Here is a 22,725-nt window from a genome sequence, read left to right as displayed (position 1 = left end):
ATTTAGAGAAACCGAAACCACCCATAGATTAATGCGCCACACTGGACTGTTTGCGAATCATAGCAAATAAGTTTTCGTCTCTCATTACCTGTTTTCCGGTGAAGATGACAAAAAAATTTACCGTCATTTGTCATTAGGATCACAAATTGTGAGATAAACTTACCGACTACCGCTACCATTGACGCTAATTTCTGAGATTAGTTCTTCGACTCGGGTAGCTTAATCGATGGTAATTCAATGGTTTCCGGCAATTCCATGCCTTCGGGTAACTGAATATTGGATAGGTCAATTTCAGTCGGCAGAGATTGTTGTAACTCTTCGAGGGAACTCGGCAAAATTTGCTGGAGAAACAGAGTTTGTAAATTGCGGAAAGCGGGTTCTCCTAGGGCAAGTATTACTTTCTCGGCAATGTTTTCGTCGGTGACATTTGTGATTGTCGTTGCTGGAATGGTGATGGTGTGTTGTAGTCGCTGCTGTTGCCAAGGTACTGCAAGGTCAAGGTTAATGGCGATCGCCTCGATATTAAGTTCGTCAATCGTAAAGCCATTGGCAGCGCTAGAACCATTAGCTTGGGTCGTAGAGCTAGCATTACCGGACAAATCCTTAGACATTTGCTCAAAATCGACATTGGCATGGCTAAAGGAGGCAAGAGCGGCCTGTATTTGACTGGTGTCGCCGTCAATATTGATGGTAATCCCTTCGACTGTGGCGGCATCAACGTTGACTTTTTTTCCTTGAAACCTTGGTTTATCTAAAACGAGTTGTTGAATATTGAGGAGGTTTTCGCTGGCAATGCCCTCGATACCGTTGAGCTGAATATCTGTAAAGGCAACCCTCTGGCGTAATAACTGCACATCGGCGCTACCGACTGCTGCCATGCCGCCTGTTGCTTCTAATAGTTGGTTTTCGACTTCTGTTTCGGCTTTACTGTCTAGCCACGAATCTGCTAAAACGTAGCCGCCAGCGCCCAGTATTGCGAGTCCGGCGATCGCCCCGCCGATAATCGTCAGAGTTTTATTCATGGATTGTGCCCCAGTTCAACCGAGGGATTTAAAGGTTGCCCGTTAGACTTCAAGGTCATCCCAATTCATTTCTGAAAAATTTCGAGGAATAACATGACGGTCTACGCCCACCTTGCGACTTTCTTGTTGCAAACGCGGATTAATGGCGATCGCCTCAAAGCGAACTTCCATGGCTCCTTGGGGAATGGGCACTTGCATTAATGTTTCTGCGTCGCCGTCTTGGTTCGGCGTAAAATCTGTGAGCTGGTAGGGGCCACCCAAAATACTACGGGTTTGGCGATCTTGAAGCCAGAGCTTGACATAGAGGCGATCGCCGTAGGGCGGCAAAGTAACCCGTACCACAGCCATATCCTCCGAACGGTATTCCGGTTTGCTTAAACTTAAAACTGGTTCCGGCACAGGTTGAGAAGACTGAATTGCCCCGTCAGTAGCCGTGGTTTTGTCCACAAATTCGGTCGGATAGGGCAACCCAGAGGCATCATAACTCGGTTCTACAGGGTTCGTTGGTGTCGTGACTTCTTCCGTTTCGTCCCACAGGCTATCCACAACAATTTCCATCGTGTCGGGCAGCTCTTCCTCCTGTTGTTCCGGTACGAGAGGCTCCATTGCCATTACATCTTTTTGGAAAATCACCACCGAATCATTGTCTTTATGTTGCTGAGCCTCCTCTAGCCACGCAGAATTTTCCCCTTCCGATGCCATTGTATTCAGCCGCTGAAAGAATCGGGAGTTCCAATCTAGATCTGGCACACCTGTTGTGGCTTCTGCTTCAGATTCTTCAATATTTGCCGTTACTTCCGGGGAGACGGTTTCGGGCTGTTGACCCTCGCTCGTGGTGGCAGTGCCTGTTTCCTCTGGGCTAAGGACAAAAGGATAGGGGATATCGTCAGGGTCGACCGTTGCCGTTCCGTGATGATCATCATTAGCGGGCGATCGCCCTTGCATCACCACCGGTGCATCACCACCGGGTAGGGCTGGGATTTCCGGTTCTATCTCCACAGACGATGCAATATTTTCTGAATTTGCTGAGTCTTCAAGGACAGCTTCACCCATGGGCGGCTCCTCAGCTTTCGCCGGGGTCTGCATAAAAGTGGGCAGCTCTGGGGTGTGGGGAGTTGTGCGTTCTTGATGGTGTAATTTAGGGGGCAAAATCGACCCATTGGGGCCTGTTTCAACGACTTTTTCTGCCACGATAAACGTCTCAGGCTCCGGTAAATCAATGCCACGAGGATCGCTGCTCTCTTCTAATAGGGATTCGTCTTCGGGAGGCACTTCCGGTAGCTGAATATTTGCGGCGATCGCCTGATAATCTGCCACAAGATGGAGACTTTGGGTCGCTAAAATCTGCGGCGGCTGCTCATTGGTCACGACATCAATTTCACCGACAATTGCTAAGGTTTGCCACTGGGGATCAACGGCAATAATTTGACGGAAACCATGGGGCAGTTGGGGATCATTGAGCTGTTGTTCAACGGTGACCTGCTGTTGGGCATTTTGAGGATTAACCAGTTGAAAACGGAGCTTCACCTGTCTCAGGGCAGGCTGATATTGCTCTGGAATGTCTTTGGTCGCCTGCAATTCCCCCGTAATCACCACAGGGCGATCCCCTTGCCAAGTTAAAACATGTTGCTCTAGGACAATGGTCAAAAAGTCTGGCTTTGAGGGTTCAGCCTCTGGGGCAGGGACTCGTTCCTGAGCCGCTTTATCCATTTCCTGCCAAATGGGCTCTAGCTCAGCTTTGAGGAGATCATCTAGTTCTTGTAATGAGCCTTGTAATAACCCGGCGGCTGTTTCCGTATCACGCCAGTCTTCCGGTTCTGCATCTTCTACGGCTGGTGATTCTTCCAGATCTTGCAGTGTACTGGCCACTGTTGCCTTCAGATTTTCGGTGGCAGCGGGATCACCATTTTGGGTCGCCATTAATTTAGCGAGGGAGCGGTCTAAAACGGTTTCTTCTGTTTCGCTTTGCTCCGTTTCGACAGCTGCGGCAGACGTTTTTTCGTTGAGGTTAAGGGAACCATCAAAGGAAAATAAATTGGGATTGGGGGGTAATGGTAGGGGACGAAAGGTTTTTGGTTTGGCGATCGCCTCCTTAACGTAAATACTGAGGGTTTTTTCCCAAGGATTGTCAACATCTAGACTTTGACAGGTAATTGTCCATTGACCCGGTTTGAATTGGGTAAAGGGAACGATCGCCAGCAATCCCTTGGCATTAGTACGTTTGGCGCGAGATTGCACCTTAGGTGGCTCATCCGCACTGGCCGCAGCACTCACAAACTGAACCGTAACGGCCACATCTACACTGGCATCACCCTTGGCCGCAATCCGATAATTGCCAGCCTTCAGCTTGAGGTCTGATTTGTGCGCCGTCCCCCACTGGCGATCGCCTTTTTTTTGTAAGAGAAAGTCCCAGTTACCCATCGCAAAAAGTCCTATGGTTTATGCCTGTCTAGCCCGACTGATTTTTTGTTGCCATTGTTCGATATTAGCGAGTAGTTCAGATTGTGCAAGGGTTTGCTGTTCCTTGGTCTGGAGCCACTTCAGTTGCACCTGATCATTTTCTGCTTCATGATCACCAATCACCAGACAGGCGATCGCCCCACTGCGGTCAGCCCGTTTAAACTGTTTCCCAAAAGCACTACCACTAAGATCTAGCTCCACAGAAAATCCCGCAAATCGCAGTTTATGCGCCAAAATTACCGATGCCGCCTCAGCCGCCTCACCGCGAGAAACCACATAAAAATCTAAAGTCGATGGGGGAGCTTCTGCTAACTGCTGCAACAAAATTACGAGACGTTCTAAACCAATCGCCCAACCCACTGCCGCAGTCTCAGGGCCACCAAGTTCTGCAACGAGGCCATCGTAACGACCGCCGCCACACACTGTTGCTTGAGCACCCAGATCATTAGACTGGATTTCAAACGCCGTGTGGGTGTAATAATCTAAGCCTCGCACCAAACAAGGATTGAGGGTATAGGTAATATCCAGCGCCGTTAAGGAAGCCTGCACCTGCTCAAAGTGAGCTTTAGAGCGATCGCCGAGATAATCAATAATGCTGGGGGCATTTTTTGCAATTTCTTGGGTTTTCTGATCTTTGCTGTCGAGAATGCGTAACGGATTACGGTCGAGACGATCTTGAGAATCTTGATCTAGATCCGCTTTAAAAGGCGTTAAATATTCCACCAAAGCATCACGGTAGCGCTGGCGATCTTCCCCATTACCGACAGAATTCAGCTGTAAACTCAGATTTTTTAAACCGAGTTTTTGTAAAATTTCCGTGGCGATCCCGATCACTTCCACATCAGCGCGGGCATCATCACTGCCGAGCACCTCTACCCCCACTTGGTGAAATTGCCGTTGGCGACCGGCTTGGGGACGTTCATAGCGAAACATAGGGCCGGTATACCACAGTCGCTGTACACCGCCTTGGGCAAATAATTTCCGTTCGATATAGGCTCGCACCGCACCTGCTGTCCCTTCCGGACGTAGGGTAATGGGGCGATCGCCGCGGTCGGTAAAGGAATACATTTCCTTACTAACCACATCCGTCGCTTCACCAATGCCCCGTTCAAAGAGATCCGTTTGCTCAAAGATAGGCGTACGAATTTCCTGATAAGCAGCCCGCCCCAAGCAATCACGCACCACCGCTTCTACCTGTTGCCAATGGGCGATTTCTGGTGCATAGATATCCTTTGTTCCCCTGAGTGCCTGAATATTTGCCATAGATTACTGGGATGGTGTGTTGTTGTTATTGTTCAGCAGAGGTAAAACTACCATGTATCCAGCCCCAAAGGCCGTCAGAATAATGGCGATCGCCACAATGACAATCCACCAACCATTAACGCCCCCCTCAACCTCCTCAGAGCTCGCAAGATCTGGCTGGGTAACAGTCGCAACCTGCTTCGGCTTGGCTGTTGGCTGGACTGTGGGCGACGGTGCGTACTGGGGCACTGAACCGTTTTGAGTCATCTGCTGTACAGGTTGAGGCGCTTGGGTGTGAGGTGCTGCGGCTGGTAGTTGAGGCTGGGGCTGTGGCGGCATACTTTGCTGGGGCTGTGGCGGCACACTTTGTACCCGCACTTGGTAGGTTTCTGCACCAAAATCATAGCGATTCACCATTTGCTTGAGGTGTTCTGCGGCCTGGATCACTTGGTGAACTTGGTTTTGTAATTTTTGATTATTAGAACGCAATTGTTGATTTTCAGATTTCAACGCAATTACTTCTGTTTTCACCACATTCAACTCTCCAGCGAGCTGCTTGTACACAGAAATTGGTACAGATGGGCTACTATAGTTTGCCGGATTCGGTGTTTGAATCGGTCTGGATTTTGGCGGCTCAGCAGGCATGGGCGAAAAGTACTACAGAAAGATTATTTTCTACATTATTATGATTTTTCAAATCTTGTCATCCTCCTTACGATCTCTTCAAGCTTCAAAAGTGTCGCTGTCAGGCGAATAAATTGTATTTTTATGCAGGATGAAAACGGGACTTTTACACAGTCAAAACCTTTTTATAGTGGGGCCTAACATGTTAAGCCCCTATAGAATTTATTGGCGCAACTATGATTGGCGATCGCCAGCAAGCGGTATTTCTTTAGCCATTTCTAACTCTTGGAGATGTCCTTGCTCTACCGTCACGATTTGCGAATGCTTAAGCCAGTTGGCATCAAAGGAGTTTAGATGAGTGGTGGTGATAATAGTTTGAAACCGCGACTGAATAGTTTCTAGGAGCTGATTTTGTCGCGACGGATCAAGTTCTGCTAAAACATCGTCTAACAACAATAATGGCGGCTCCCCGACCACTTCTTCAATTAACTGTAATTCAGCTAATTTAAGGGCTAAAACTAAAGTTCTCTGCTGGCCTTGGGAACCGTAAAATCGGGCAGGTGTGCCATTAATCTCAAATTCAATTTCATCGCGATGGGTTCCCACCATGCTGCTGCCTTGGTGTTTTTCCGCCGTGCGTCGTTGTTCTATTTTTTCTAAAAAAGCTTGCTGCACCACCTCAGGATCATCGTCAGTCCAAAGGACATTAGGTCTGTAGGTGATGACTAAATTTTCGGTTTGGCTACTAATTTCATGATGCCATTTTTGCGCCAAGGGAATCAATCTTCCTAAACCCCGCGATCGCCGCCTTGTCACCCTCGATCCGGCCGCCGCCAGTTGCAGATCCCACAGCTGGAGTTCTTGGGTTATTCCTGAAGAAACCGCTCCCCCCTCTTGATTGAGCTTGCGGATTTTTTTGAGGAGGGCATTCCGTTGCCGAAGAACTTGCTGGTACTGCTGGGCGATGTGGGCATAGAGAGGTTCTAGCTGCACTAAAAGCCCATCAATCCAGTTGCGACGATAATCTGGGCCACCCCTGACAAGATCGAGATCAAGGCTCGAAAATTGCACCGAATTCAAAGTTCCGAGGGCATCCATCTGACGACGAACGGTTTCACCATTGAGCACTAACGTACGTCTCCCCTTTACCCGCAAGACGGCATTCAACTCAGAATCACCATACGTCCGTTCAATGACCGCCTGTAATGATCCGCTAGGCTCAGATTTTAGTACGAGGTCAAGATCACGGCTAGTGCGGTGGGTTTTTAGGGTCGAGAGTAGCTCCACAGCCTCTAGGAGGTTTGATTTTCCTTGGGCATTGTTCCCGATCAAAATTGTTTTTTGGGCGGTAAAGTCGATGTATTGGTCGCGGTAGTTTCGAAAGTTGCGGAGATGGAGACTTTTGAGGAACATAGCTCCTTGGCGACATGCCTAGATGGACTCCTGATTTTACCGCAAAAATCCTTGCTGATTTTTAGAAAAAAATGTGGTTAAAGGGTCGGCTTTTTCGGCGATCGCCCCAGTCAAAAAAAATGTTGTTTATGGCTTTTTCGCTGTGGGAAAACAATGGAGAAAAGCAAATTTTTCTAGCAAATCGCGTCTACGGTTTTATGACTCTGAGTTAACCGATGCACGAATTTCTTTAGTGGCGGCTTCGTGTTCTGCAAGGGTTTTACTAAAGACATGGGTGCCGTCGTATCTCGCGACAAAAAAGAGATAGTCTGTCTCCGCAGGTGCTAAAGCTGCCTTTAAAGCGGGTAAACCGGGGGCGGCGATCGCCGTCGGGGGCAGTCCGGTATAGCGATAGGTATTGTAGGGAGAATCTACCCGAATTTGTTCAAAGGTCAGGGGCTGCTCTTTTGTTTGACGAATATTGAGGGCATATTCAACGGTTGGGTCTGTTTCGAGCCTCATGCCCCGCTGTAAACGGTTAGCAAACACACCGGCAATAATATCCCGCTCCTCGGCGACAACGGCCTCTTTTTCGATAATGCTAGCGAATGCCACCCATTCATTTAGAGATAACCCAAGGGGAACTTCCGCATCGTTATAGAGAGGCAGGGCGATCTCCTCAAAACGCGCCAACATTTGATCGATAATGGCTTGGGGTTCAGGCTCATTTTTACTCAGAAAATAAGTGTCAGGGTAAAGAAATCCTTCTAAATAGGGCAAATTGGCAGGGAGCCATGCAAATTTATCCCGAGGAACTTGCTTGGTCGCCGCTAAAAAATCTTCCGCAGAAAAGAGCCCTTCGCCTTCAAAGTATTCTGCCATCTGCTGTAATGACCAACCTTCGGGAATCGTGATGCTTGTCTGCACCACATCTCCTGCCCAAATCGTTGCGGCGATCGCCGGCAAATCCTCATTGAGGCTGAGCTGATAAGTTCCCGCCTTAAAACTGCCCCCCTGTTGCGATAGCCTGAGCCACAGAGACCAAACCTTCCAAGCCTTTTCTGAGCGAATTAAACCCAAATCATGTAAATCTTGCCCGATTTGCTGGGACGATGTCCCCGGAGAAATTTGTAACTGTACCGCCTCATCAAGGGCAGTCGTGGGAGAAATACTCCAGCGCCACCAAGCCCAGCTCTGCCAAAAACTCACACCAGACACCACAATCAATAAAAAGAAAAACCAAGGAAACCGGCGACGGCGACGACGGACTGGCTGTGTTTTCGGAGCGGCATTACTACTCGTCATCTTGAATAATTAAAAGATCGACTAAATCTTTCACCTTTGGGTCACTGAGATCCAGCATTTCTAGCTCATCATCTCCAGTCGCCCGGGCAAAGAATAAATAAGGGTCAATGGGCGTATAAATACTATAGTGCTGCTCTAAATGATAAAAATCCGTCAGCAGTTGTAATTCTTCCGGTTCGAGGCGAGACGCTTCATCATCTTCAATCTCTAAAGACAAAATATCCTCTTCCTTTAAAGGGGGAATTTCGCCGCTAATGGTCATCACATAAGCGGTATCTTTGAGCGTTAGTTCCAACTCGCTTAAAACAGCCTTGGCATCAAGGAAAATCTCTTGTAGTTCTTCGGGATCTTCGACCATTTCTGTCTCAGGGATGTCTTCGTCTTCCGCGTCATCATCCCAAGCCAAAATCACAATCGGTAAATCGACAGGCTGGAGTAGGAAATAGTCAATATTTTCACTCGTAATCTCGTTTTCTACATAACAATCCAGCGATCGCCCGGTGGCATCGGTCAGGGTCACAATTTCCTGAGCATCAAGTTCCCGTCCGGAATCAAAAGAAGGCGAAGACATAGACAGTTTCGGGGTGGAAAAAGAACAAGACAAAACAATGATTTTCAGAATATCACGCTAGGGAGTCATGTTTTCCTGTACCTTTGCCCCCAAACTGCTTCTATGATGTCCCTATGGCAACGTTTTTCTAATATTCATGTCTAAAGCTCCCATTACCGTTAAATCCGAAGATCTCTCAAGCCCCATCGAAAAGACGGCCGAGGAGTTAAAGGAAGAAGAAAAACGCTTGCAGGATTTGTTTTTGATCATCGAAACAATGTTTTTGCGAGAAGAAACGACGGTCAAATTAATCTTGGACTGTCTCTACGACATTGGCTCCGTTAACCTGATCAACAAAAAAGTCCGTAAGCGTCCCCTCAATGGCCTGATGAAATACATTGCACGACTCTCAAAACCGGTTTTCCGCATTGTGGCGTGGCGGTGGTTTATGAAAAATTGCCCGAAGCTCTTGGTGGATTGGCTCCACGGCAAAGTCTCAAAGATTTAACGTTTTCTGATCAAAATTTTTCGATACCCTTATTTTGAATAGTTTCGTGATGCTAGTGGCCTAGGCGTAAAGTTGATGACAAATTCCCAAAAGACGGTTTTAGTAAGTGGTGGTGCGGGTTATATCGGTTCCCATGCAGTACTTAGTTTGCAGCAGCGGGGCTATGAGGTAATCATTCTCGATAATTTGGTCTATGGTCACCGTGACTTAGTAGAATCTGTCCTTAAGGCAAAATTGATTGTTGGGGATACCGGCGATCGCCCGTTGTTAGACAAGATTTTTCAGGGTCATGATATCGATGCAGTGATGCATTTTGCTGCCTATGCCTATGTCGGCGAATCCGTGGCGCAGCCAGCTAAGTATTACCGCAATAACTTTATGAATGCTTTCACCCTCCTCGAAGCGATGATGGCTGCAGGGATTACATCCTTTGTTTTCTCTTCCACCTGTGCCACCTACGGCGAACCGCAAACGACTCCCATCCCAGAAGACCATCCCCAAAATCCCATTAATCCCTATGGTATGAGCAAGTTAATGGTGGAACAGGCCCTTAAAGATTTTGACAAAGCCTATAATTTTCGTTCGGTAATATTTCGTTATTTCAATGCGGCAGGAGCGGATCCCCAAGGGCGGCTAGGGGAAGACCACAGTCCTGAAACCCACCTAATTCCACTCGTTTTGATGGCAGCTTTGGGTAAACGAGAGAGTATTTCGATGTTTGGTACGGATTATCCAACACCTGACGGTACTTGTGTGCGGGACTACATCCACGTCAATGACCTAGCAGATGCCCATGTCCTCGGCCTCGATTATTTGCTAAAAGGTGGTAAAACTGAGATCTTTAATCTTGGGAATGGTAATGGTTTCTCCGTCAAAGAAGTCATCGAAGCCGCGCGGGAAGTAACCGGGAAAGATATTAAGGCGATCGCCGCCGACCGTCGCCCCGGAGATCCCCCAGCCCTAGTGGGAAGCAGCGAGAAAGCCCAGAAAATTCTCGGTTGGCAACCCCAATACGCAGACCTAAAAACAATTTTGGCGCACGCCTGGCAATGGCACCAAAAGCGACACCAAACCTAGAGAGTCAAGCCTAGAGGGTTCAGTGATAGCGGTGACGGACGGAAAGATTACTTGCTTCCATGCGCTAAATCACCCTGAGTTTTGCTTAAGAATGCTTGGCAATAGGACGCGGCGAATAAGAGATCGGGAGATGTTTTATCCAAACAATCCTAGGGGTCAAAAAACGCAGATTTTCGTTGGTTTTCCGTGTCTCTACCTCTCCGTGTCTTCCTTTCTTTCAAGAAATATCAGCTATAGTCGTCGTCGGCAGGATTAGTAGGGGTTTAACATGTTAAACCCCTACAGGACAAGGCTTTAAGGTCTGTCAGATGTCTCAACTTTGATGGCCTTGGCTGTAAATTCTTATCCATAACTGACGTTAAATCACCTTGGATTCTCTAAGAGGTTGTCTGAAAAGGGTCTTGATGTAACTTTTGTCGCCTTGAGCCGAGCGAGAAGATAAGGCTTGCAGACTACTAGAACTGTGAAAACATCTAGAGATGCATCAATAAAATAGACTGTTTAAACATCCTCTCAGCATCTACTAGAGCTATTGGTCTGCAGCGAGTGTCTCTAGGTAAAGAGCTTGATAATCTTGGGCCATGCGCTCAATCGAAAATTTCTGCTCAATGAGACTTCTCGCTTTTTTGCTTAACTGATCTCGACTACCCGGGTCGAGCGCCTTAGACATCCAATCATCACTACCATCACTCGCAATCATCGCAACATCCTTATTGAAATAATGCAACTCCCTAGACAGAGAATCCATGATGACACAGGGGTTATTCCAAGCCATCGCTTCTAGCAAACTAAAGGGCATACCCTCAAATTCGGCAGGATGCAAATAAAGATCCGATGCAGCTAAATAAGGAAAGACATTTGTTTGCCACCCGATGCGTCTAAAACGAGACTCATCAATATCGTTCTCCTTGACCCAAGCTTGCCATTCATCTTCCAACCGACCCGCTCCCACCCACAGAACAACACTGCCGGGGATTTGCTTTTGGAGCTTGTAAGCCATGTCACGAAAACGATCCGGGCGTTTCTGGGTTTCTAAGCGACCGATACCCACGATCAAGAATGTATCCTCATCGACTTGAAGACGCGATCGCCCCTCTTGGCGCACTTGGGCATAGGTATCAGCATCAGGGACTGTAGCCCCGTTATCAATACCATAAATATGATGGTTACGTCCCAAAAAATCACAAAGCTGATCAAGCCGGTTCGTTGTGGTTACAATCGGCCCAGCGTAGCGATTTAGAAAATAACGTGCCACCCAATCCCGAGCACCGGGATACTGAGCTTTTAAGTACGAAGCACTTTGGGTAATATGCAAAAACACAATACTTGGAATATCGACGTATTCTAAGGCGGCCACCAAGTCCAAACCATCTTCTAAATTTTGCTTGTTTAGGTGGATAAAATCAGGTGCTATTTTTTTCCAGTTTTCAATAATGCCTTGGTCTTTTTTGAATATGGAAGTGAAGTGTTGCAGTGAGCGGAATTTGTAATCATAGGTATTTGTGTAATCGTAGCGAATTACTTCTCCCACTTCACTAAACTGCTCGCAAAGGGGATCCATCCTGCTGTGGGTTGATGTCCAGAGTGTGACTTGATGTCCAAGCTTGGCAAGGGCACGCCCTTGGTAAACTAGACACAGTTCTCCGCCTCCCTGTGAACCTGAGCTGGTTGAGACAAAAAGTATTTTTAAGGCTTTCGACATATTCCTGTAATTCACATTCTTTGTAGTTACGTTAATCTATTTCCATGCGCTTGCTGGCTGGAATTAACTTTTTCGCATACTGGCTTGCAAATCTTGGACATTGTTCATATTCAGACACAAAACCGCTTTTGCCTGATTCACCCGAACCAAGTCCTATTCCGGCTTTATCTTAGCAGTTGGCTAGTGAACCCATACCTATGGATTAGTTTCCTTTTTGCTGATTCCCGTCGCGATGATGACGGCTTTTCACTGGGTTTTTCAGAATATTTTGCACCAGCTTAAAGGTGTGCCCAAACCAAAAGTCATTCACAGTTTGTGGGAAGGTATTTACGGTTGGATGGTGGCGATTTTTGCCTGTACCCTAACGACATTTTTATTCGTTGTCCCCACATTGATGGCCATCGGCTTGGACTCCGTCTCTAACCAATATTCAAACTACATCGATTTCATTGACGAAGAAGAATTTTTGGTGTCCTGTCTGATTCTTTACACGGCGATCGCCCTTTACCTCTACCACCTTGAACATCTGATTCGTTTTCCCACCCCTAGGGCAAAAAATGCTAGACCGCCACAGAAAACATCCCCACCACAACCAGCGAAAAAGAAAATATCTCCGCCAACCACTCGCCCTTCCCAATCAGCCCAGCCAAAAGCCCCAGCAAAGCAAAAGGCCATACCCGTTACTCCCGATGAAATTGAGCTAGAGCTCGAACAACTCAAGAAAAATCATCGTAACAATACAGGTTTTCACTAAGGATTTCGCCATTATCGTAAAGTCTTCAAGCTAATAGTTTTGGTTCGTTGCTATTTTTTGCATCCCCAATAAACATCGCGCAATTTTGCAGACATTCCCGAAGGGCGGAACTCGAACAGATAGAATGGAAAACTACGTGTTTTGTTATGTAAATCTATATATTTAAGAGGATCAACAACATTGTCTCGTCGTTATCTCTTTACTTCTGAATCTGTAACAGAAGGGCATCCCGATAAAATCTGTGACCAAATCTCAGATGCCATTCTAGATGCTGTCCTTGCTGAAGATCCCGCCAGTCGTGTTGCCGCAGAGGTGGTCACGAACACAGGCTTAGTCGTGGTTACTGGTGAAATTACCACCAAAGCGAATGTCAACTTCATTAAGGTGGCTCGCGAGAAAATTGCCGAGATTGGCTATACCAATGCTGATAATGGTTTTTCTGCTAACAGTTGTTCTGTGTTGATTGCCCTTGATGAGCAGTCTCCGGATATTGCCCAAGGGGTGACCAGTGCCCAAGAGCAACGGGACAAGCTCAGTGATGATCAGTTAGACCAAATCGGTGCTGGTGATCAGGGTTTAATGTTTGGCTATGCTTGCAACGAAACGCCGGAGTTGATGCCTTTACCCATTAGCTTGGCTCACCGTCTTTCTTTGAAGCTCAGTCAAGTGCGCAAAAGTGGTGAGCTAGATTATCTTGGCCCCGATGGTAAAACCCAAGTAACGGTAGCCTATGAAGATGGTCAACCGGTGGCGATCGACACGATTTTGATTTCGACGCAGCACACGGCAACGATTGGTAGTCTCACTGAAAATAGTGATGTACAGGCCAAAATCAAGGCTGATTTAATGGCGAGTGTTGTGGAGCCTGTCTTTGCTGAGGCGGTCGTTGGTTTAACGGAAAAGACAAAGTTCTTGGTTAACCCAACAGGTAAATTTGTAATTGGTGGTCCCCAAGGCGACTCTGGTTTAACCGGTCGCAAAATTATTATTGATACCTATGGTGGTTATTCTCGCCACGGTGGCGGTGCTTTTTCTGGTAAAGATCCCACAAAGGTAGACCGTAGTGCGTCCTATGCTTGTCGTTATGTCGCCAAAAATATTGTGGCAGCGGGTCTTGCGGATAAGTGTGAGGTGCAGGTGAGCTACGCGATTGGTGTGGCGCGCCCGGTGAGTGTTTTGGTGGAGACTTTTGGCACTGGTAAGGTGGATGAGGACAAGCTCCTCGAAGCGGTACAGAAGCATTTTGAGCTCCGTCCGGCGGGCATTATTCAGGCGTTTGATCTGCGTAATCTTCCCGGCGATCGCCAAGGGCGTTTTTACCAAAATGTGGCAGCCTATGGTCACTTTGGTAGAACTGATTTAGATCTACCTTGGGAGCGTCTCGATAAGGTGGATATCCTCAAACAGGAGTTTGCTTCTGCGGCGATCGCCTAAATTAACCTGAATTTGGTTTGAAAAAGAGCCGGAGTGACGACGGGGTGAAAGGGAGAGCTAGTGAAGGGGGGATTTTGCATTCAAACAATTAATTGTGAGGATCAAAAAAGCGGATTTTAATTTACTCTCTTTAATTTACTCTCCATGTCTCCCCCTCCCCGTATTTCCCTTTTTCTAAAGTATGTCTGCTCAACCCTTAACCTGAATTGACCTTCAATAAAAGATTATTCCCCTTATGCTTCTTCTTGCAGAGGGGAATTTTCATAATCACTAGATGTTTGGGACTGTTTGGCATTTTTAGCCTCCGCACGCTTTAACGAATCAATGAGCATTGTTTCCCCGACCACAGCATTTAGCTGATCTCCCACAAGCATGACCAAAGCACTCAGTTGCAACCACAACATTAAAATAATGACCGTTCCGACAGCACCATAGACGCGATTATATTGCCCAAAATTTGAAACATAGAGACGAAATAACGCTGAAATACCCGCCCAAGACACCGCTCCCACAACAGCACCCGGCAAAATGGGCATGCCCTTAATCATGCGGCTAGAACCCATGCTGTAGATAAAGGCAAAGGCAATGGAGACAATCCCCAAAGCAACAGGAAAGCTGAGAAATCGCCAGAGAGTCACAATAAAACTGGCGATATCATAATCAATTTGCAGATTAACAATGATTTTTTGAATAAAAATGATTAAAAAACACAGCAAAAGTAAAGACGAAACGCCAACGGCTAAACCTAAGGACATTTTCTTGATTTTGCGCATCGGGTGACGGCGATCGGCAGGGCTTGTCAGAATATTAAGAAGCATCGCTACAATGCCTGCACCGAGAATTAGGGCAAGGGGAAAACTAATTAGTTGCCACAAAATCACGAGTACCTGTATCCCTCCCGAATCGACGGGTAGGCGCTCGGAGAGATCGAGGCCAACTTTTACAAAGCTATCGCCTAGCAGCACCAAGAAAGAGGCAAAGAGCAATAAACCGATCGCCCCGATGGTAATCACGATGGAAATTAATTTTGCTTTCCAAAAGGGACGACGCTGTTTGGGAGGAATTTCGTGAATGAGGTCTAAGGCATTCATCGCAGTACCTAACGCACTGGACGAAACCCAAATGGTGGCGATAAAACTGATGGAAAATAAACTCGTGTTGGGCGATTCGCTAATTTCTTGGGCAAACCCCCCTAAGAGTTCCCATGTTGATGGCGGAATCACGTCTTGGTAGTAGCTGGCCAGCTGAATCACTGTCGTATCAAGCTCTTCTGTAAATAATCCCAGGGCGGTTAGGGCCATGATGATGATGGGAAAGAGTGATAGCATCACGTTAAACGCAATTTCTGCTGACAATCCTACTAGACGACGTTTGAGTGCCTGTCGGATGGTGCAATAGATCGTCTGGTGGTTGACGTATAGGAAAAAGCGAAAAAAACGTTTCATAGCTGGATGGTTGCCATGGGCTAGGCCAAATTTTTTTGATTATTTAGCGTGATTTTTGTGGCGATCGCCTAATTTTCAGTCCGGTGTGTGACTCAAAAATTGCGATAGGACAATATTGATGGATCCGAGACAAACGGGTTGAGCACAAGATTTTTCATAGCCTTGTAAAAATATCATTGCAAGATCAACAGCAAGACGCAAGATCACATTTTCAGATTGAGAAAGGCAGATTACTATGGACTATGTAGCACCTACTCTAGGAGTTTAAGCCGATGAGCGAAGCAGTTGTGCAATGGCTCGGCGAAATTAACCGTCTTAAGCAGCAGCTTGCCACCCTCCAACAAGAGCTGCAAACGAGTCAAAAAAATGAAGCCAGTTGGCGGCAACGTTATACGGAAGAGGCGCAACAGCGACGCACAGAAGCACGTTTGGCAAAGGAGCAGTTTGAGCAGATCCAGCTGACGATGCAAACATGGCAACAGGCAGGCCAACTAACGGCGGGACAAGCCAGCAATCCAGAGCTAGAACAAGAAATTCTGGCGATCGCCGATGTAGAGTCATTACAGCAACAGCTAATTCAAGCTTCTAAGGAACGGAGTCAAGCGCTTAGTGATTTGGCTGCAGAGCGCGAAGCCCACGAGCAAACGCGCAAAAGTTTAACCTCTGTGATTAACGACACCATTGAGCAGTTGGGCAAAGTTAAAAAAGATGCTCCAACGCTCTAAGATTCGGCGATCGCCACCCGTCGCTTTATTTCTAGACCCTAATCTATTTTTCAAAGTTTCCTTTTATGAATGCCCTCTCCTTCCCCACGTGGATGGTTCATGTGTCCAGTGTCCTCGAATGGATTATGGCAATTTGGCTCATCTATACCTATGGTCAGCTCACCGACGATAAAAGTTGGACGGCTCTCTCATGGGGCATGCTACCTTCCCTAGTCAGTGCGATGTGTGCCTGTACGTGGCATTTTTTTGATAATGCCGAATCTTTAGAATGGCTCGTCACAACCCAAGCAGCGACGACGGTCATTGGGAATATCACCCTTTGTTTGGGGGCTTGGTGGGTATGGCGATCGCCAAAAATCGACAACAGCACAGCCGAATAATTATCGGCAGCTCCACACTATCAAGACCGTAGGGTTAACTATTTTGTGGCGCACTTATTTTTAGTTTGCCCATCATCCCCAAATCTTCGTGGTCGAGAATATGGCAATGGTAAACTGTCTCACCAGTAAAATGTTGAAATGCCATGCGGATTTTGACGGTTTCACCAACTTTAACCAACACCGTATCGTGCCAGGCGATCGCCGCTTCTGGGATACCATTACGACTAATAATTTGAAACTTGTTGGTGTGGACATGGAAGGGATGATCCATAGTGCCCGTATTTATAATCTCCCAGTCTTCTACGGTATCTAGGGTGACCTCGGTATCCACTGCTCCTGAATAGGATTCACCATTAATGAGAAATGCCATACCTTGGCCGGGCATTTGACCACCCCTGTGACCGTTGCCGCCCCTGTGACCGCGCGCCATACCGTGGTTCAGTCTAAATTGTCGAGTTTGCTCTGGTTCGGGTAATGGTTTGATCGGCTGAAATGCTTCTGGGAGGGTCACGGTGCTGTAATTTTTTGCAGCTCGTTTAAAATCGGCGATCGCCTCAACAACTTGGGTCGCTTGATGACCCATCATGCCCATTTGCGTCCGTTGGTAAGGGAGGTTGAGGAGATGAATCGGAATGTCCGGTAAATTCACCGTAGGGATGAGCAACTCTGCCCGCTGTCCGGGCGTGAGCAACAATTGATCAATGGCCTTTGGTTGGGCTAATGCACCGCCATCCGTCGCAATTTGTATTAATGTTTGCCCTTTTATTTGCAAATTATAAAATCGGGAGGGCGAAGCATTCACGAGTCGTAGTCGTAGTAAATTTTCCGTCACTTCAATAGTCGGGTGATAATTGCCATTGACCAAGCGTAGCGAGCCTTCTCGCCCTGCCATCAAATTCATGTGGCTACTGTTTTCATTGGGCAACGCAAAATCTTGTAAGAGGAAAAATTCTTCCTGAGCTGCGGCAATTTCTGGAATATTATCGAGTTCTCCGCGCACCACAATAATGCCCGCTAGCCCGCGAAACAGTTGCTCTGCCACCGAGCCATGGACATGGGGATGATACCAATAGGTGCCACCCCGTTGGTTTGGGTGAATATCTAGCTCATAGGTGTAGGTTTCACCGGGTTTGATGTGGAGAAAAACGTTGTCTTGGGCTGGCGATAGGTGCAAGCCATGGAAATGTAAATTTGTCCCTTGGTTGAGATTGTTTGTGAAATGGATAATGAGGCGATCGCCCGGCTTGACTTCGAGGCGTGGTGCTGGAAGTTGCCCGTTGTAGGTCATCATTTGGGACATCGCTTGCTCTGCTAAAACAAGATCCGCATATTGGGCGGTTAGATCTATTTCCAGTAGGCCATCTTTACTGCGATGAATAGCGGCGATCGCCGCCCCATCACTCACAGACCCTTGACTAACAAAACCTTGACAACCCTTAAGAGCCAGCCCACCGAACAAACCGATAGCACTTAAACCAATAAAATCTCGTCGATTGATGACCATCGCGAACAAATCCTCTCAATAATTTGTTGATTAATACTCCGCAAAGACAGAAGTAGAACCATTACGGTGCAAAGCCAAAACCGCATAGGGTTGCGATTTATTTGCCATTTCCATCCCCGGAGAACCAATAGGCATACCGGGAACCGTCAAACCAATCACATCTTTAGGAGGATTGGCCAAAAAACGCTGAACCTCCGTGGCAGGAATATGCCCTTCAAAAACATAACCATCGACAATGGTGGTATGACAGGAAGCCAGCTCCGGTGTGATGCCATATTGCTCCTTAATGGGAGTTAAATCTTCTTGCTGATGATCGACCACAGTAAAATTGTGAGCCTCTGCATGGTCAATCCATAACCCACAACAGCCACAGGTCGGTGTCCGAAAAACTTCAGCAGCAACCAATTGCGTTGCGGTCGTCTTAACTGTATTCACATCAGCCGTCATCGAACCAGAGCGGGTAAGCCCCCACCAGTACCAACCCCCAAAACCGAGGCTCACTGCCGCAACACCAATAAAAATTAATCGCTTCATGGATTGTTCAAAGTTTCGAAAAGTACTAACTCGTAACTTCACCTTAAACTCTCCAGTCGGCTAGACAGTCAAGAGTGCTTTAATAAAGTGCTACATCGGTTCGTAAAAGTAACATGCCATGACCAATGCCTCAGAAGTCTTATTCGCTCATGATCCGAAATATCATACGGGTGAAAAACAGGAATCGGAAACGGTTCCTAGCCCGACTAAAAATACGCAAGAACAGCCTTCTGATCCGACTCCGACTTCTGAAAGCACAGAAGAGGTTGTTGCACCTGTAGAGACTACAACCACCGTGACGACTTCTGAAGCTTTTATTACTTTGGAGCAAGTTGTCAGTGTGACTAGTTTTAGTGCGTTGTTTGTTGTCCCAATTTGTTTTTGGTTGTTGCGACAGCGACGGTAAAGTGAGGTTGAGGTACAAAAAAGTTGTGCTGATTCCCTCATTTTGACTACAAGACTGTGCAAAGTTTTTTCGTTCTACTGCAACTGACAAATTCGAGTGTTCCCCTTGGGGCTTATAACTATTCCGATGGCTTAGAGTTTCTCGTCGAGTCGGAGCTGATCACCTCGGCAGAGGGCATTCAAGATTGGCTCACGACAGAACTTAAACATGGCTCGATTCGGATGGATATCGCCGTGATGCTGAAGGTAAATCAGGCCATTATTGCTAACGAAAACTCGGAATTAAACTACTGGAATAGTTGGCTCAACGGTACAAGGGAAACGTCAGAATTGCGGCAGCAAAGTATGCAGATGGGTAATAGCCTTTTGAAATTATTGGGCGACCTTGATCCAGAAAAGCGGGTGCAAATACAAGCATTGCGAGAATCCATCGGTAAAAATTGTCATTTTGCGGTGGCTTTTGGGGTGGCGATCGCCCTATGGGAGATTGATACAAGACAAGCCGTTTGGGCGTATCTGCATAGTTGGGCGAGTAATCTTGTTAGCGCGGCGGTGAAGCTTGTGCCCCTCGGACAAACCCAAGGACAACAAATTATTTACGAACTTCATCCCATCATTGATGCTGTTGCCACAGAATTACTCGACCCAAAAGAAGAACATTTTTACGCTTGCTCATGGGGATTGGGCTTGGCGAGCATGAACCACGAAACCCAATATACTCGTCTTTTTCGGAGCTAGCAGGTTAAAATCAGTTGCACAAAATTTGGCTGAATCTCTCCAATGTCTATGCAATTGAAGCTTGGCTGGCTCTACCCTACCCTCATGGGAACCTACGGCGATCGCGGTAACGTGATTTGTCTTGAAAAGCGGGCGCAGTGGCGAGACATTGAAGTTGAAATTATTCCCCTCGATAAGGAAGCCCCCTTAGAAGCTTGGTCAGACATTGACCTCATCGTTGGTGGTGGGGCGCAGGATCGACAGCAAGAAATTGTCATGCGAGATCTTCAGGGAGCAAAGGCGGCTAAATTTAAAGCGCTCATTGAGGATGCTGTGCCCGGTGTGTTTACCTGCGGTTCTCCCCAGTTGCTCGGCAAATATTATGAACCTGCCCTTGGTCAACGTATCGAAGGTTTAGGCATTTTAGATTTAGTCAGTAAGCATCCCGGCTTTGAGGCGAAACGCTGTATCGGCAATGTGGCCTTTGAAATTACGGCGAATCCTTTAGCAGACGATCTCACAAAAAAACTTGGTCAAAAACCCGTTGCCCTCGGCTTCGAAAACCATGGCGGCAGAACCTATCTTGGTGATGTGCAGCCCCTCGGCAAAGTTTTAACGGGTTATGGCAATAACGGCGAAGATGGTTGGGAAGGTGCTTTCTATAAAATGGCGATCGCCACCTATGCCCATGGCCCTCTTTTGCCGAAAAATCCCTTTATTGCCGATTGGCTCCTCGAAAAAGCCCTCGAACGCAAATATCAACAAACAGTGGAATTTTCTCCCATTGATGACAACCTAGCAAAACAAGCTCGCAATACCATGTTTAAGCGTTTAGATTTAGCCGAATTGAGCAGCACAGCGTAGATTCACCACATACAATACTGTTGACTGATACCTGATAACTGATAACTGATAACTGATCCCTGACTTCCGATGGACAACGAGGCAAAAGGACTTTTAATTCTTATTCTTCCCTTCGCACTGTTGATGACAGTAGTGATTACAGCTTGGCCGCTGATCGTGTTGGCGATCGCCTTTTCCATTGCGTGGCGGCTGTGGCAAGAATACCAATGGCAACAGTTATCTCTGGCGGTAAATCCGGATTTTCGTCGCCTCATTGAAACTAACCAAGGCAAAATTACCGTCGCTGACCTTGCCCTCGAAACGGGTTTATCTGGTGGCTCTGCCCGTTGGTTTCTAAACCGTAAAGCGAAGGAATATGGCGCTCAGGCGATCGCCTACGAAAATCGCGGCATTATTTACTATTTTCTGACCGTGAGTGCGTTGGGCAATATGTTTGACGATAGCGATCCAGAGTTTGAGCTAGACGAATTTGAGCTGGCCGATACAGTGCAGTCAGAGCCTGTTGAAGCATCATCTTCTCCCAACGACATTGCCCAGTTGCTTGATGTGGAGGATGCCTCGCGGGTGGGAAATATTTCGTCCTTAGTCGATTTACATTCTGCCCAAGCTCTGGAGCCGATGATCCAAGCCGATCTCGCTAAACGTTTGGATGTTCATCCCAGCACCCTCCGCAAACGTCGCCAAGAAGAGGGTTTCCTTGAATGGAGTCGCGACAAAGATCCCCAAAATGTCAGTTGGGAATTTGATGCGGACTCGCGCCAGTTTTTCCCGCAAGTTTAGACGGCGATCGCCTGATTTTTTTATTAATACTCTCCCCAATTTTTTTATGGCAATGGATCTCGAACAGTTGCGTCTACAATTTCCGGCGATCGCGGCTAAGTCTTATTTTAATTTTGGTGGGCAGGGGCCCCTTTCCCGAAAAGCGCTGAATGCCATTATTTCCAGCTATGACAAAGTGCAAGTGCAAGGGCCTTTTTCCATAGCGGTGAATGCTTGGGCGCAGGATGTGATGGCGAAAACAAAAGCGGCGATCGCCTCCGAATTACGCGTCCAACCGAAAAATTTGGTGCTCACAGAAAATGTCACCATGGGCTGCAATATCGCGCTATGGGGCATCGAGTGGCAGGAAGGTGACGAAATTCTAGTGGGAGATTGTGAACACCCCGGCATCATTGGGATATTACAAGGACTGGTGTATCGCTTTGGTGTAAAGCTCAATTTCTGCCCAATTTTTGACACCCTCAATGAAGGTGATCCCACAGAAGTGATTACCCAAGCATTAACCCCGAAAACACGCTGTTTAGTCATTAGTCATTTGCTTTGGAATACGGGACAGGTTTTACCGCTCAAAGAAATTTGCCAAGTTTGCCATGACCAAGATGTGCAGGTAATGGTGGATGCGGCGCAATCGGTCGGGGGGCTCGCGCTGAATTTAGAAGAAATGAGAGTGGATTTCTACGCCTTTACTGGCCACAAATGGTGCTGTGGCCCTGCGGGCGTGGGCGGTTTGTATGTTTCTGAAGCTGCGATGGCGACCTTGCGACCAACTTTCATTGGCTGGCGGGGCGTGAAAACATGGCCTTCTCCAAAGGAAGTCACCTTAAAAAATGATGGCAATCAATACGAAGTGGCAACTTCTGCTTATCCTTTACAAGTAGGACTCACTGAGGCGATCGCCCTGCACCAGAGCTGGGGAACATCGGAGCAACGTTACGCCAAAATCTGTGAGATGAGTGCCTATACATGGGAAAGATTAAACACGATTAATGCGGTGTCTTGCCTTAAAAATTCTCCACCGGAATCGGGTTTAGTTTCGTTTGTCGTTGACTCCCCGATTGGTCATAAAAAACTTGTTGAAATCCTTGAAGAACAAGGGTTTTGTTTGCGCACTTTGACTTACCCTGACTGTATTCGCGCTTGCACCCATTACTTCACCACTGAAGCTGAAATCGATGCCATGGCGATCGCCCTAGAATCTCTACTTTGACAGTAAAAGAATAGCGCTCGAGATCCTGAAATCTAGGGACTTTTGAGATTGTTTTAGTAGGATTTACGCACAATGCAGAAATATCTCTTTCTGT

At 47.1% G+C, this 22,725-nt stretch carries 22 protein-coding genes; 11 read left to right on the top strand and 11 right to left on the bottom strand.

Translation table 11 applies throughout. The features are described 5' to 3' along the window. Window positions 1–197: 197 nt before the first annotated feature. The 7 genes from NIES208_RS05615 to NIES208_RS05585 all read right to left on the bottom strand — a co-directional run bounded on the left by NIES208_RS05615 (window position 198) and on the right by NIES208_RS05585 (window position 8,616). The gene (locus NIES208_RS05615; RefSeq protein WP_075890590.1) at window positions 198–1,022 is read right to left on the bottom strand and encodes an AsmA family protein; all 825 of its coding nucleotides are present in this window, start codon (window positions 1,020–1,022) and stop codon (window positions 198–200) included. A gap of 42 nt (window positions 1,023–1,064) precedes the next feature. Then, window positions 1,065–3,443, bottom strand: a complete 2,379-nt coding sequence (locus NIES208_RS05610; RefSeq protein ID WP_075890588.1) for a hypothetical protein — start codon at window positions 3,441–3,443, stop codon at window positions 1,065–1,067. Between the two features lie 18 nt (window positions 3,444–3,461). Then, window positions 3,462–4,745, bottom strand: coding sequence for a histidine--tRNA ligase (hisS, locus tag NIES208_RS05605; protein ID WP_075890586.1), 1,284 nt, complete (start codon window positions 4,743–4,745; stop codon window positions 3,462–3,464). Window positions 4,746–4,748: 3 nt separating this feature from the next. Then, the gene (locus NIES208_RS05600; RefSeq protein WP_075890584.1) at window positions 4,749–5,369 is read right to left on the bottom strand and encodes a hypothetical protein; all 621 of its coding nucleotides are present in this window, start codon (window positions 5,367–5,369) and stop codon (window positions 4,749–4,751) included. Between the two features lie 213 nt (window positions 5,370–5,582). Further along, window positions 5,583–6,761: a DNA replication/repair protein RecF gene (gene recF, locus NIES208_RS05595; RefSeq protein ID WP_075890582.1), complete on the bottom strand. Its 1,179-nt coding sequence runs from the start codon at window positions 6,759–6,761 to the stop codon at window positions 5,583–5,585. 195 nt (window positions 6,762–6,956) lie between these two features. Next, the gene (mltG, locus tag NIES208_RS05590; protein WP_075890580.1) at window positions 6,957–8,045 is read right to left on the bottom strand and encodes an endolytic transglycosylase MltG; all 1,089 of its coding nucleotides are present in this window, start codon (window positions 8,043–8,045) and stop codon (window positions 6,957–6,959) included. After that, the gene (locus NIES208_RS05585) at window positions 8,035–8,616 is read right to left on the bottom strand and encodes a DUF3727 domain-containing protein (protein ID WP_075890578.1); all 582 of its coding nucleotides are present in this window, start codon (window positions 8,614–8,616) and stop codon (window positions 8,035–8,037) included. The genes mltG and NIES208_RS05585 overlap by 11 nt, the downstream gene beginning before the upstream one ends. A gap of 136 nt (window positions 8,617–8,752) precedes the next feature. Between NIES208_RS05585 and NIES208_RS05580 the strand changes: the two genes are divergently transcribed. Beyond that, window positions 8,753–9,103, top strand: a complete 351-nt coding sequence (locus NIES208_RS05580) for a hypothetical protein (protein ID WP_075890576.1) — start codon at window positions 8,753–8,755, stop codon at window positions 9,101–9,103. Between the two features lie 75 nt (window positions 9,104–9,178). After that, window positions 9,179–10,180, top strand: a complete 1,002-nt coding sequence (galE, locus tag NIES208_RS05575) for a UDP-glucose 4-epimerase GalE (protein WP_075890574.1) — start codon at window positions 9,179–9,181, stop codon at window positions 10,178–10,180. Window positions 10,181–10,709: 529 nt separating this feature from the next. Here galE and NIES208_RS05570 read toward each other — a convergent pair. Beyond that, complete coding sequence (locus NIES208_RS05570) at window positions 10,710–11,882, bottom strand: glycosyltransferase (RefSeq protein WP_075890572.1); 1,173 nt, start codon at window positions 11,880–11,882, stop codon at window positions 10,710–10,712. Between the two features lie 214 nt (window positions 11,883–12,096). On the opposite strand from NIES208_RS05570, the gene NIES208_RS05565 reads away from it, so the two are divergent. Continuing rightward, the gene (locus NIES208_RS05565; protein WP_216349361.1) at window positions 12,097–12,636 is read left to right on the top strand and encodes a hypothetical protein; all 540 of its coding nucleotides are present in this window, start codon (window positions 12,097–12,099) and stop codon (window positions 12,634–12,636) included. A 180-nt stretch (window positions 12,637–12,816) separates the two neighbouring features. Then, complete coding sequence (gene metK / locus NIES208_RS05560) at window positions 12,817–14,070, top strand: methionine adenosyltransferase (RefSeq protein ID WP_075890569.1); 1,254 nt, start codon at window positions 12,817–12,819, stop codon at window positions 14,068–14,070. A 233-nt stretch (window positions 14,071–14,303) separates the two neighbouring features. On the opposite strand, the gene NIES208_RS05555 is transcribed toward metK, so the two are convergent. Then, a complete protein-coding gene (locus NIES208_RS05555) occupies window positions 14,304–15,515 on the bottom strand; it encodes a YihY/virulence factor BrkB family protein (RefSeq protein WP_084176546.1) in 1,212 nt (403 codons plus the stop codon). 272 nt (window positions 15,516–15,787) lie between these two features. Between NIES208_RS05555 and NIES208_RS05550 the strand changes: the two genes are divergently transcribed. Both NIES208_RS05550 and NIES208_RS05545 read left to right on the top strand, forming a co-directional pair. Next, complete coding sequence (locus NIES208_RS05550) at window positions 15,788–16,240, top strand: hypothetical protein (protein ID WP_075890567.1); 453 nt, start codon at window positions 15,788–15,790, stop codon at window positions 16,238–16,240. A 65-nt stretch (window positions 16,241–16,305) separates the two neighbouring features. Next, window positions 16,306–16,620, top strand: a complete 315-nt coding sequence (locus NIES208_RS05545; protein ID WP_075890565.1) for a DUF2499 domain-containing protein — start codon at window positions 16,306–16,308, stop codon at window positions 16,618–16,620. A 34-nt stretch (window positions 16,621–16,654) separates the two neighbouring features. On the opposite strand, the gene NIES208_RS05540 is transcribed toward NIES208_RS05545, so the two are convergent. Both NIES208_RS05540 and NIES208_RS05535 read right to left on the bottom strand, forming a co-directional pair. After that, complete coding sequence (locus NIES208_RS05540) at window positions 16,655–18,124, bottom strand: multicopper oxidase family protein (protein ID WP_075890563.1); 1,470 nt, start codon at window positions 18,122–18,124, stop codon at window positions 16,655–16,657. A 30-nt stretch (window positions 18,125–18,154) separates the two neighbouring features. After that, window positions 18,155–18,658 (bottom strand): DUF411 domain-containing protein, encoded by a 504-nt coding sequence (locus NIES208_RS05535; RefSeq protein ID WP_075890561.1) that lies wholly within the window; start codon window positions 18,656–18,658, stop codon window positions 18,155–18,157. A 118-nt stretch (window positions 18,659–18,776) separates the two neighbouring features. On the opposite strand from NIES208_RS05535, the gene NIES208_RS05530 reads away from it, so the two are divergent. The 5 genes from NIES208_RS05530 to NIES208_RS05510 all read left to right on the top strand — a co-directional run bounded on the left by NIES208_RS05530 (window position 18,777) and on the right by NIES208_RS05510 (window position 22,631). Then, a complete protein-coding gene (locus NIES208_RS05530; protein WP_075890559.1) occupies window positions 18,777–19,064 on the top strand; it encodes a hypothetical protein in 288 nt (95 codons plus the stop codon). 56 nt (window positions 19,065–19,120) lie between these two features. Then, window positions 19,121–19,801 (top strand): urease accessory protein UreF, encoded by a 681-nt coding sequence (locus NIES208_RS05525; RefSeq protein ID WP_075890557.1) that lies wholly within the window; start codon window positions 19,121–19,123, stop codon window positions 19,799–19,801. Between the two features lie 48 nt (window positions 19,802–19,849). Continuing rightward, complete coding sequence (locus NIES208_RS05520) at window positions 19,850–20,644, top strand: type 1 glutamine amidotransferase (protein ID WP_171971728.1); 795 nt, start codon at window positions 19,850–19,852, stop codon at window positions 20,642–20,644. 123 nt (window positions 20,645–20,767) lie between these two features. Beyond that, complete coding sequence (locus NIES208_RS05515; RefSeq protein ID WP_225875257.1) at window positions 20,768–21,424, top strand: hypothetical protein; 657 nt, start codon at window positions 20,768–20,770, stop codon at window positions 21,422–21,424. Window positions 21,425–21,470: 46 nt separating this feature from the next. Continuing rightward, entirely contained in the window at window positions 21,471–22,631 is a 1,161-nt protein-coding gene (locus NIES208_RS05510; protein WP_075890717.1) for an aminotransferase class V-fold PLP-dependent enzyme, read from the top strand. Window positions 22,632–22,725: the final 94 nt, after the last annotated feature.

This window comes from [Limnothrix rosea] IAM M-220 (assembly GCF_001904615.1).
Lineage (GTDB): Bacteria > Cyanobacteriota > Cyanobacteriia > Cyanobacteriales > MRBY01 > MRBY01.
The sequence above is the reverse complement of the archived record's forward strand: the minus strand, read 5'-3'. Positions and strand labels throughout refer to the sequence as shown.

Excerpts from the sequence above, each read along its gene's own strand:
- NIES208_RS05615 (WP_075890590.1), bottom strand. The coding sequence starts at position 1,022 with ATGAATAAAACTCTGACGATTATCGGCGGGGCGATCGCCGGACTCGCA.
- NIES208_RS05610 (WP_075890588.1), bottom strand. The coding sequence starts at position 3,443 with ATGGGTAACTGGGACTTTCTCTTACAAAAAAAAGGCGATCGCCAGTGG.
- hisS (WP_075890586.1), bottom strand. The coding sequence starts at position 4,745 with ATGGCAAATATTCAGGCACTCAGGGGAACAAAGGATATCTATGCACCA.
- NIES208_RS05600 (WP_075890584.1), bottom strand. The coding sequence starts at position 5,369 with ATGCCTGCTGAGCCGCCAAAATCCAGACCGATTCAAACACCGAATCCG.
- recF (WP_075890582.1), bottom strand. The coding sequence starts at position 6,761 with ATGTTCCTCAAAAGTCTCCATCTCCGCAACTTTCGAAACTACCGCGAC.
- mltG (WP_075890580.1), bottom strand. The coding sequence starts at position 8,045 with ATGACGAGTAGTAATGCCGCTCCGAAAACACAGCCAGTCCGTCGTCGC.
- NIES208_RS05585 (WP_075890578.1), bottom strand. The coding sequence starts at position 8,616 with ATGTCTTCGCCTTCTTTTGATTCCGGACGGGAACTTGATGCTCAGGAA.
- NIES208_RS05580 (WP_075890576.1), top strand. The coding sequence starts at position 8,753 with ATGTCTAAAGCTCCCATTACCGTTAAATCCGAAGATCTCTCAAGCCCC.
- galE (WP_075890574.1), top strand. The coding sequence starts at position 9,179 with ATGACAAATTCCCAAAAGACGGTTTTAGTAAGTGGTGGTGCGGGTTAT.
- NIES208_RS05570 (WP_075890572.1), bottom strand. The coding sequence starts at position 11,882 with ATGTCGAAAGCCTTAAAAATACTTTTTGTCTCAACCAGCTCAGGTTCA.
- NIES208_RS05555 (WP_084176546.1), bottom strand. The coding sequence starts at position 15,515 with ATGAAACGTTTTTTTCGCTTTTTCCTATACGTCAACCACCAGACGATC.
- NIES208_RS05550 (WP_075890567.1), top strand. The coding sequence starts at position 15,788 with ATGAGCGAAGCAGTTGTGCAATGGCTCGGCGAAATTAACCGTCTTAAG.
- NIES208_RS05545 (WP_075890565.1), top strand. The coding sequence starts at position 16,306 with ATGAATGCCCTCTCCTTCCCCACGTGGATGGTTCATGTGTCCAGTGTC.
- NIES208_RS05540 (WP_075890563.1), bottom strand. The coding sequence starts at position 18,124 with ATGGTCATCAATCGACGAGATTTTATTGGTTTAAGTGCTATCGGTTTG.
- NIES208_RS05535 (WP_075890561.1), bottom strand. The coding sequence starts at position 18,658 with ATGAAGCGATTAATTTTTATTGGTGTTGCGGCAGTGAGCCTCGGTTTT.
- NIES208_RS05530 (WP_075890559.1), top strand. The coding sequence starts at position 18,777 with ATGACCAATGCCTCAGAAGTCTTATTCGCTCATGATCCGAAATATCAT.
- NIES208_RS05520 (WP_171971728.1), top strand. The coding sequence starts at position 19,850 with ATGCAATTGAAGCTTGGCTGGCTCTACCCTACCCTCATGGGAACCTAC.
- NIES208_RS05515 (WP_225875257.1), top strand. The coding sequence starts at position 20,768 with ATGACAGTAGTGATTACAGCTTGGCCGCTGATCGTGTTGGCGATCGCC.
- NIES208_RS05510 (WP_075890717.1), top strand. The coding sequence starts at position 21,471 with ATGGCAATGGATCTCGAACAGTTGCGTCTACAATTTCCGGCGATCGCG.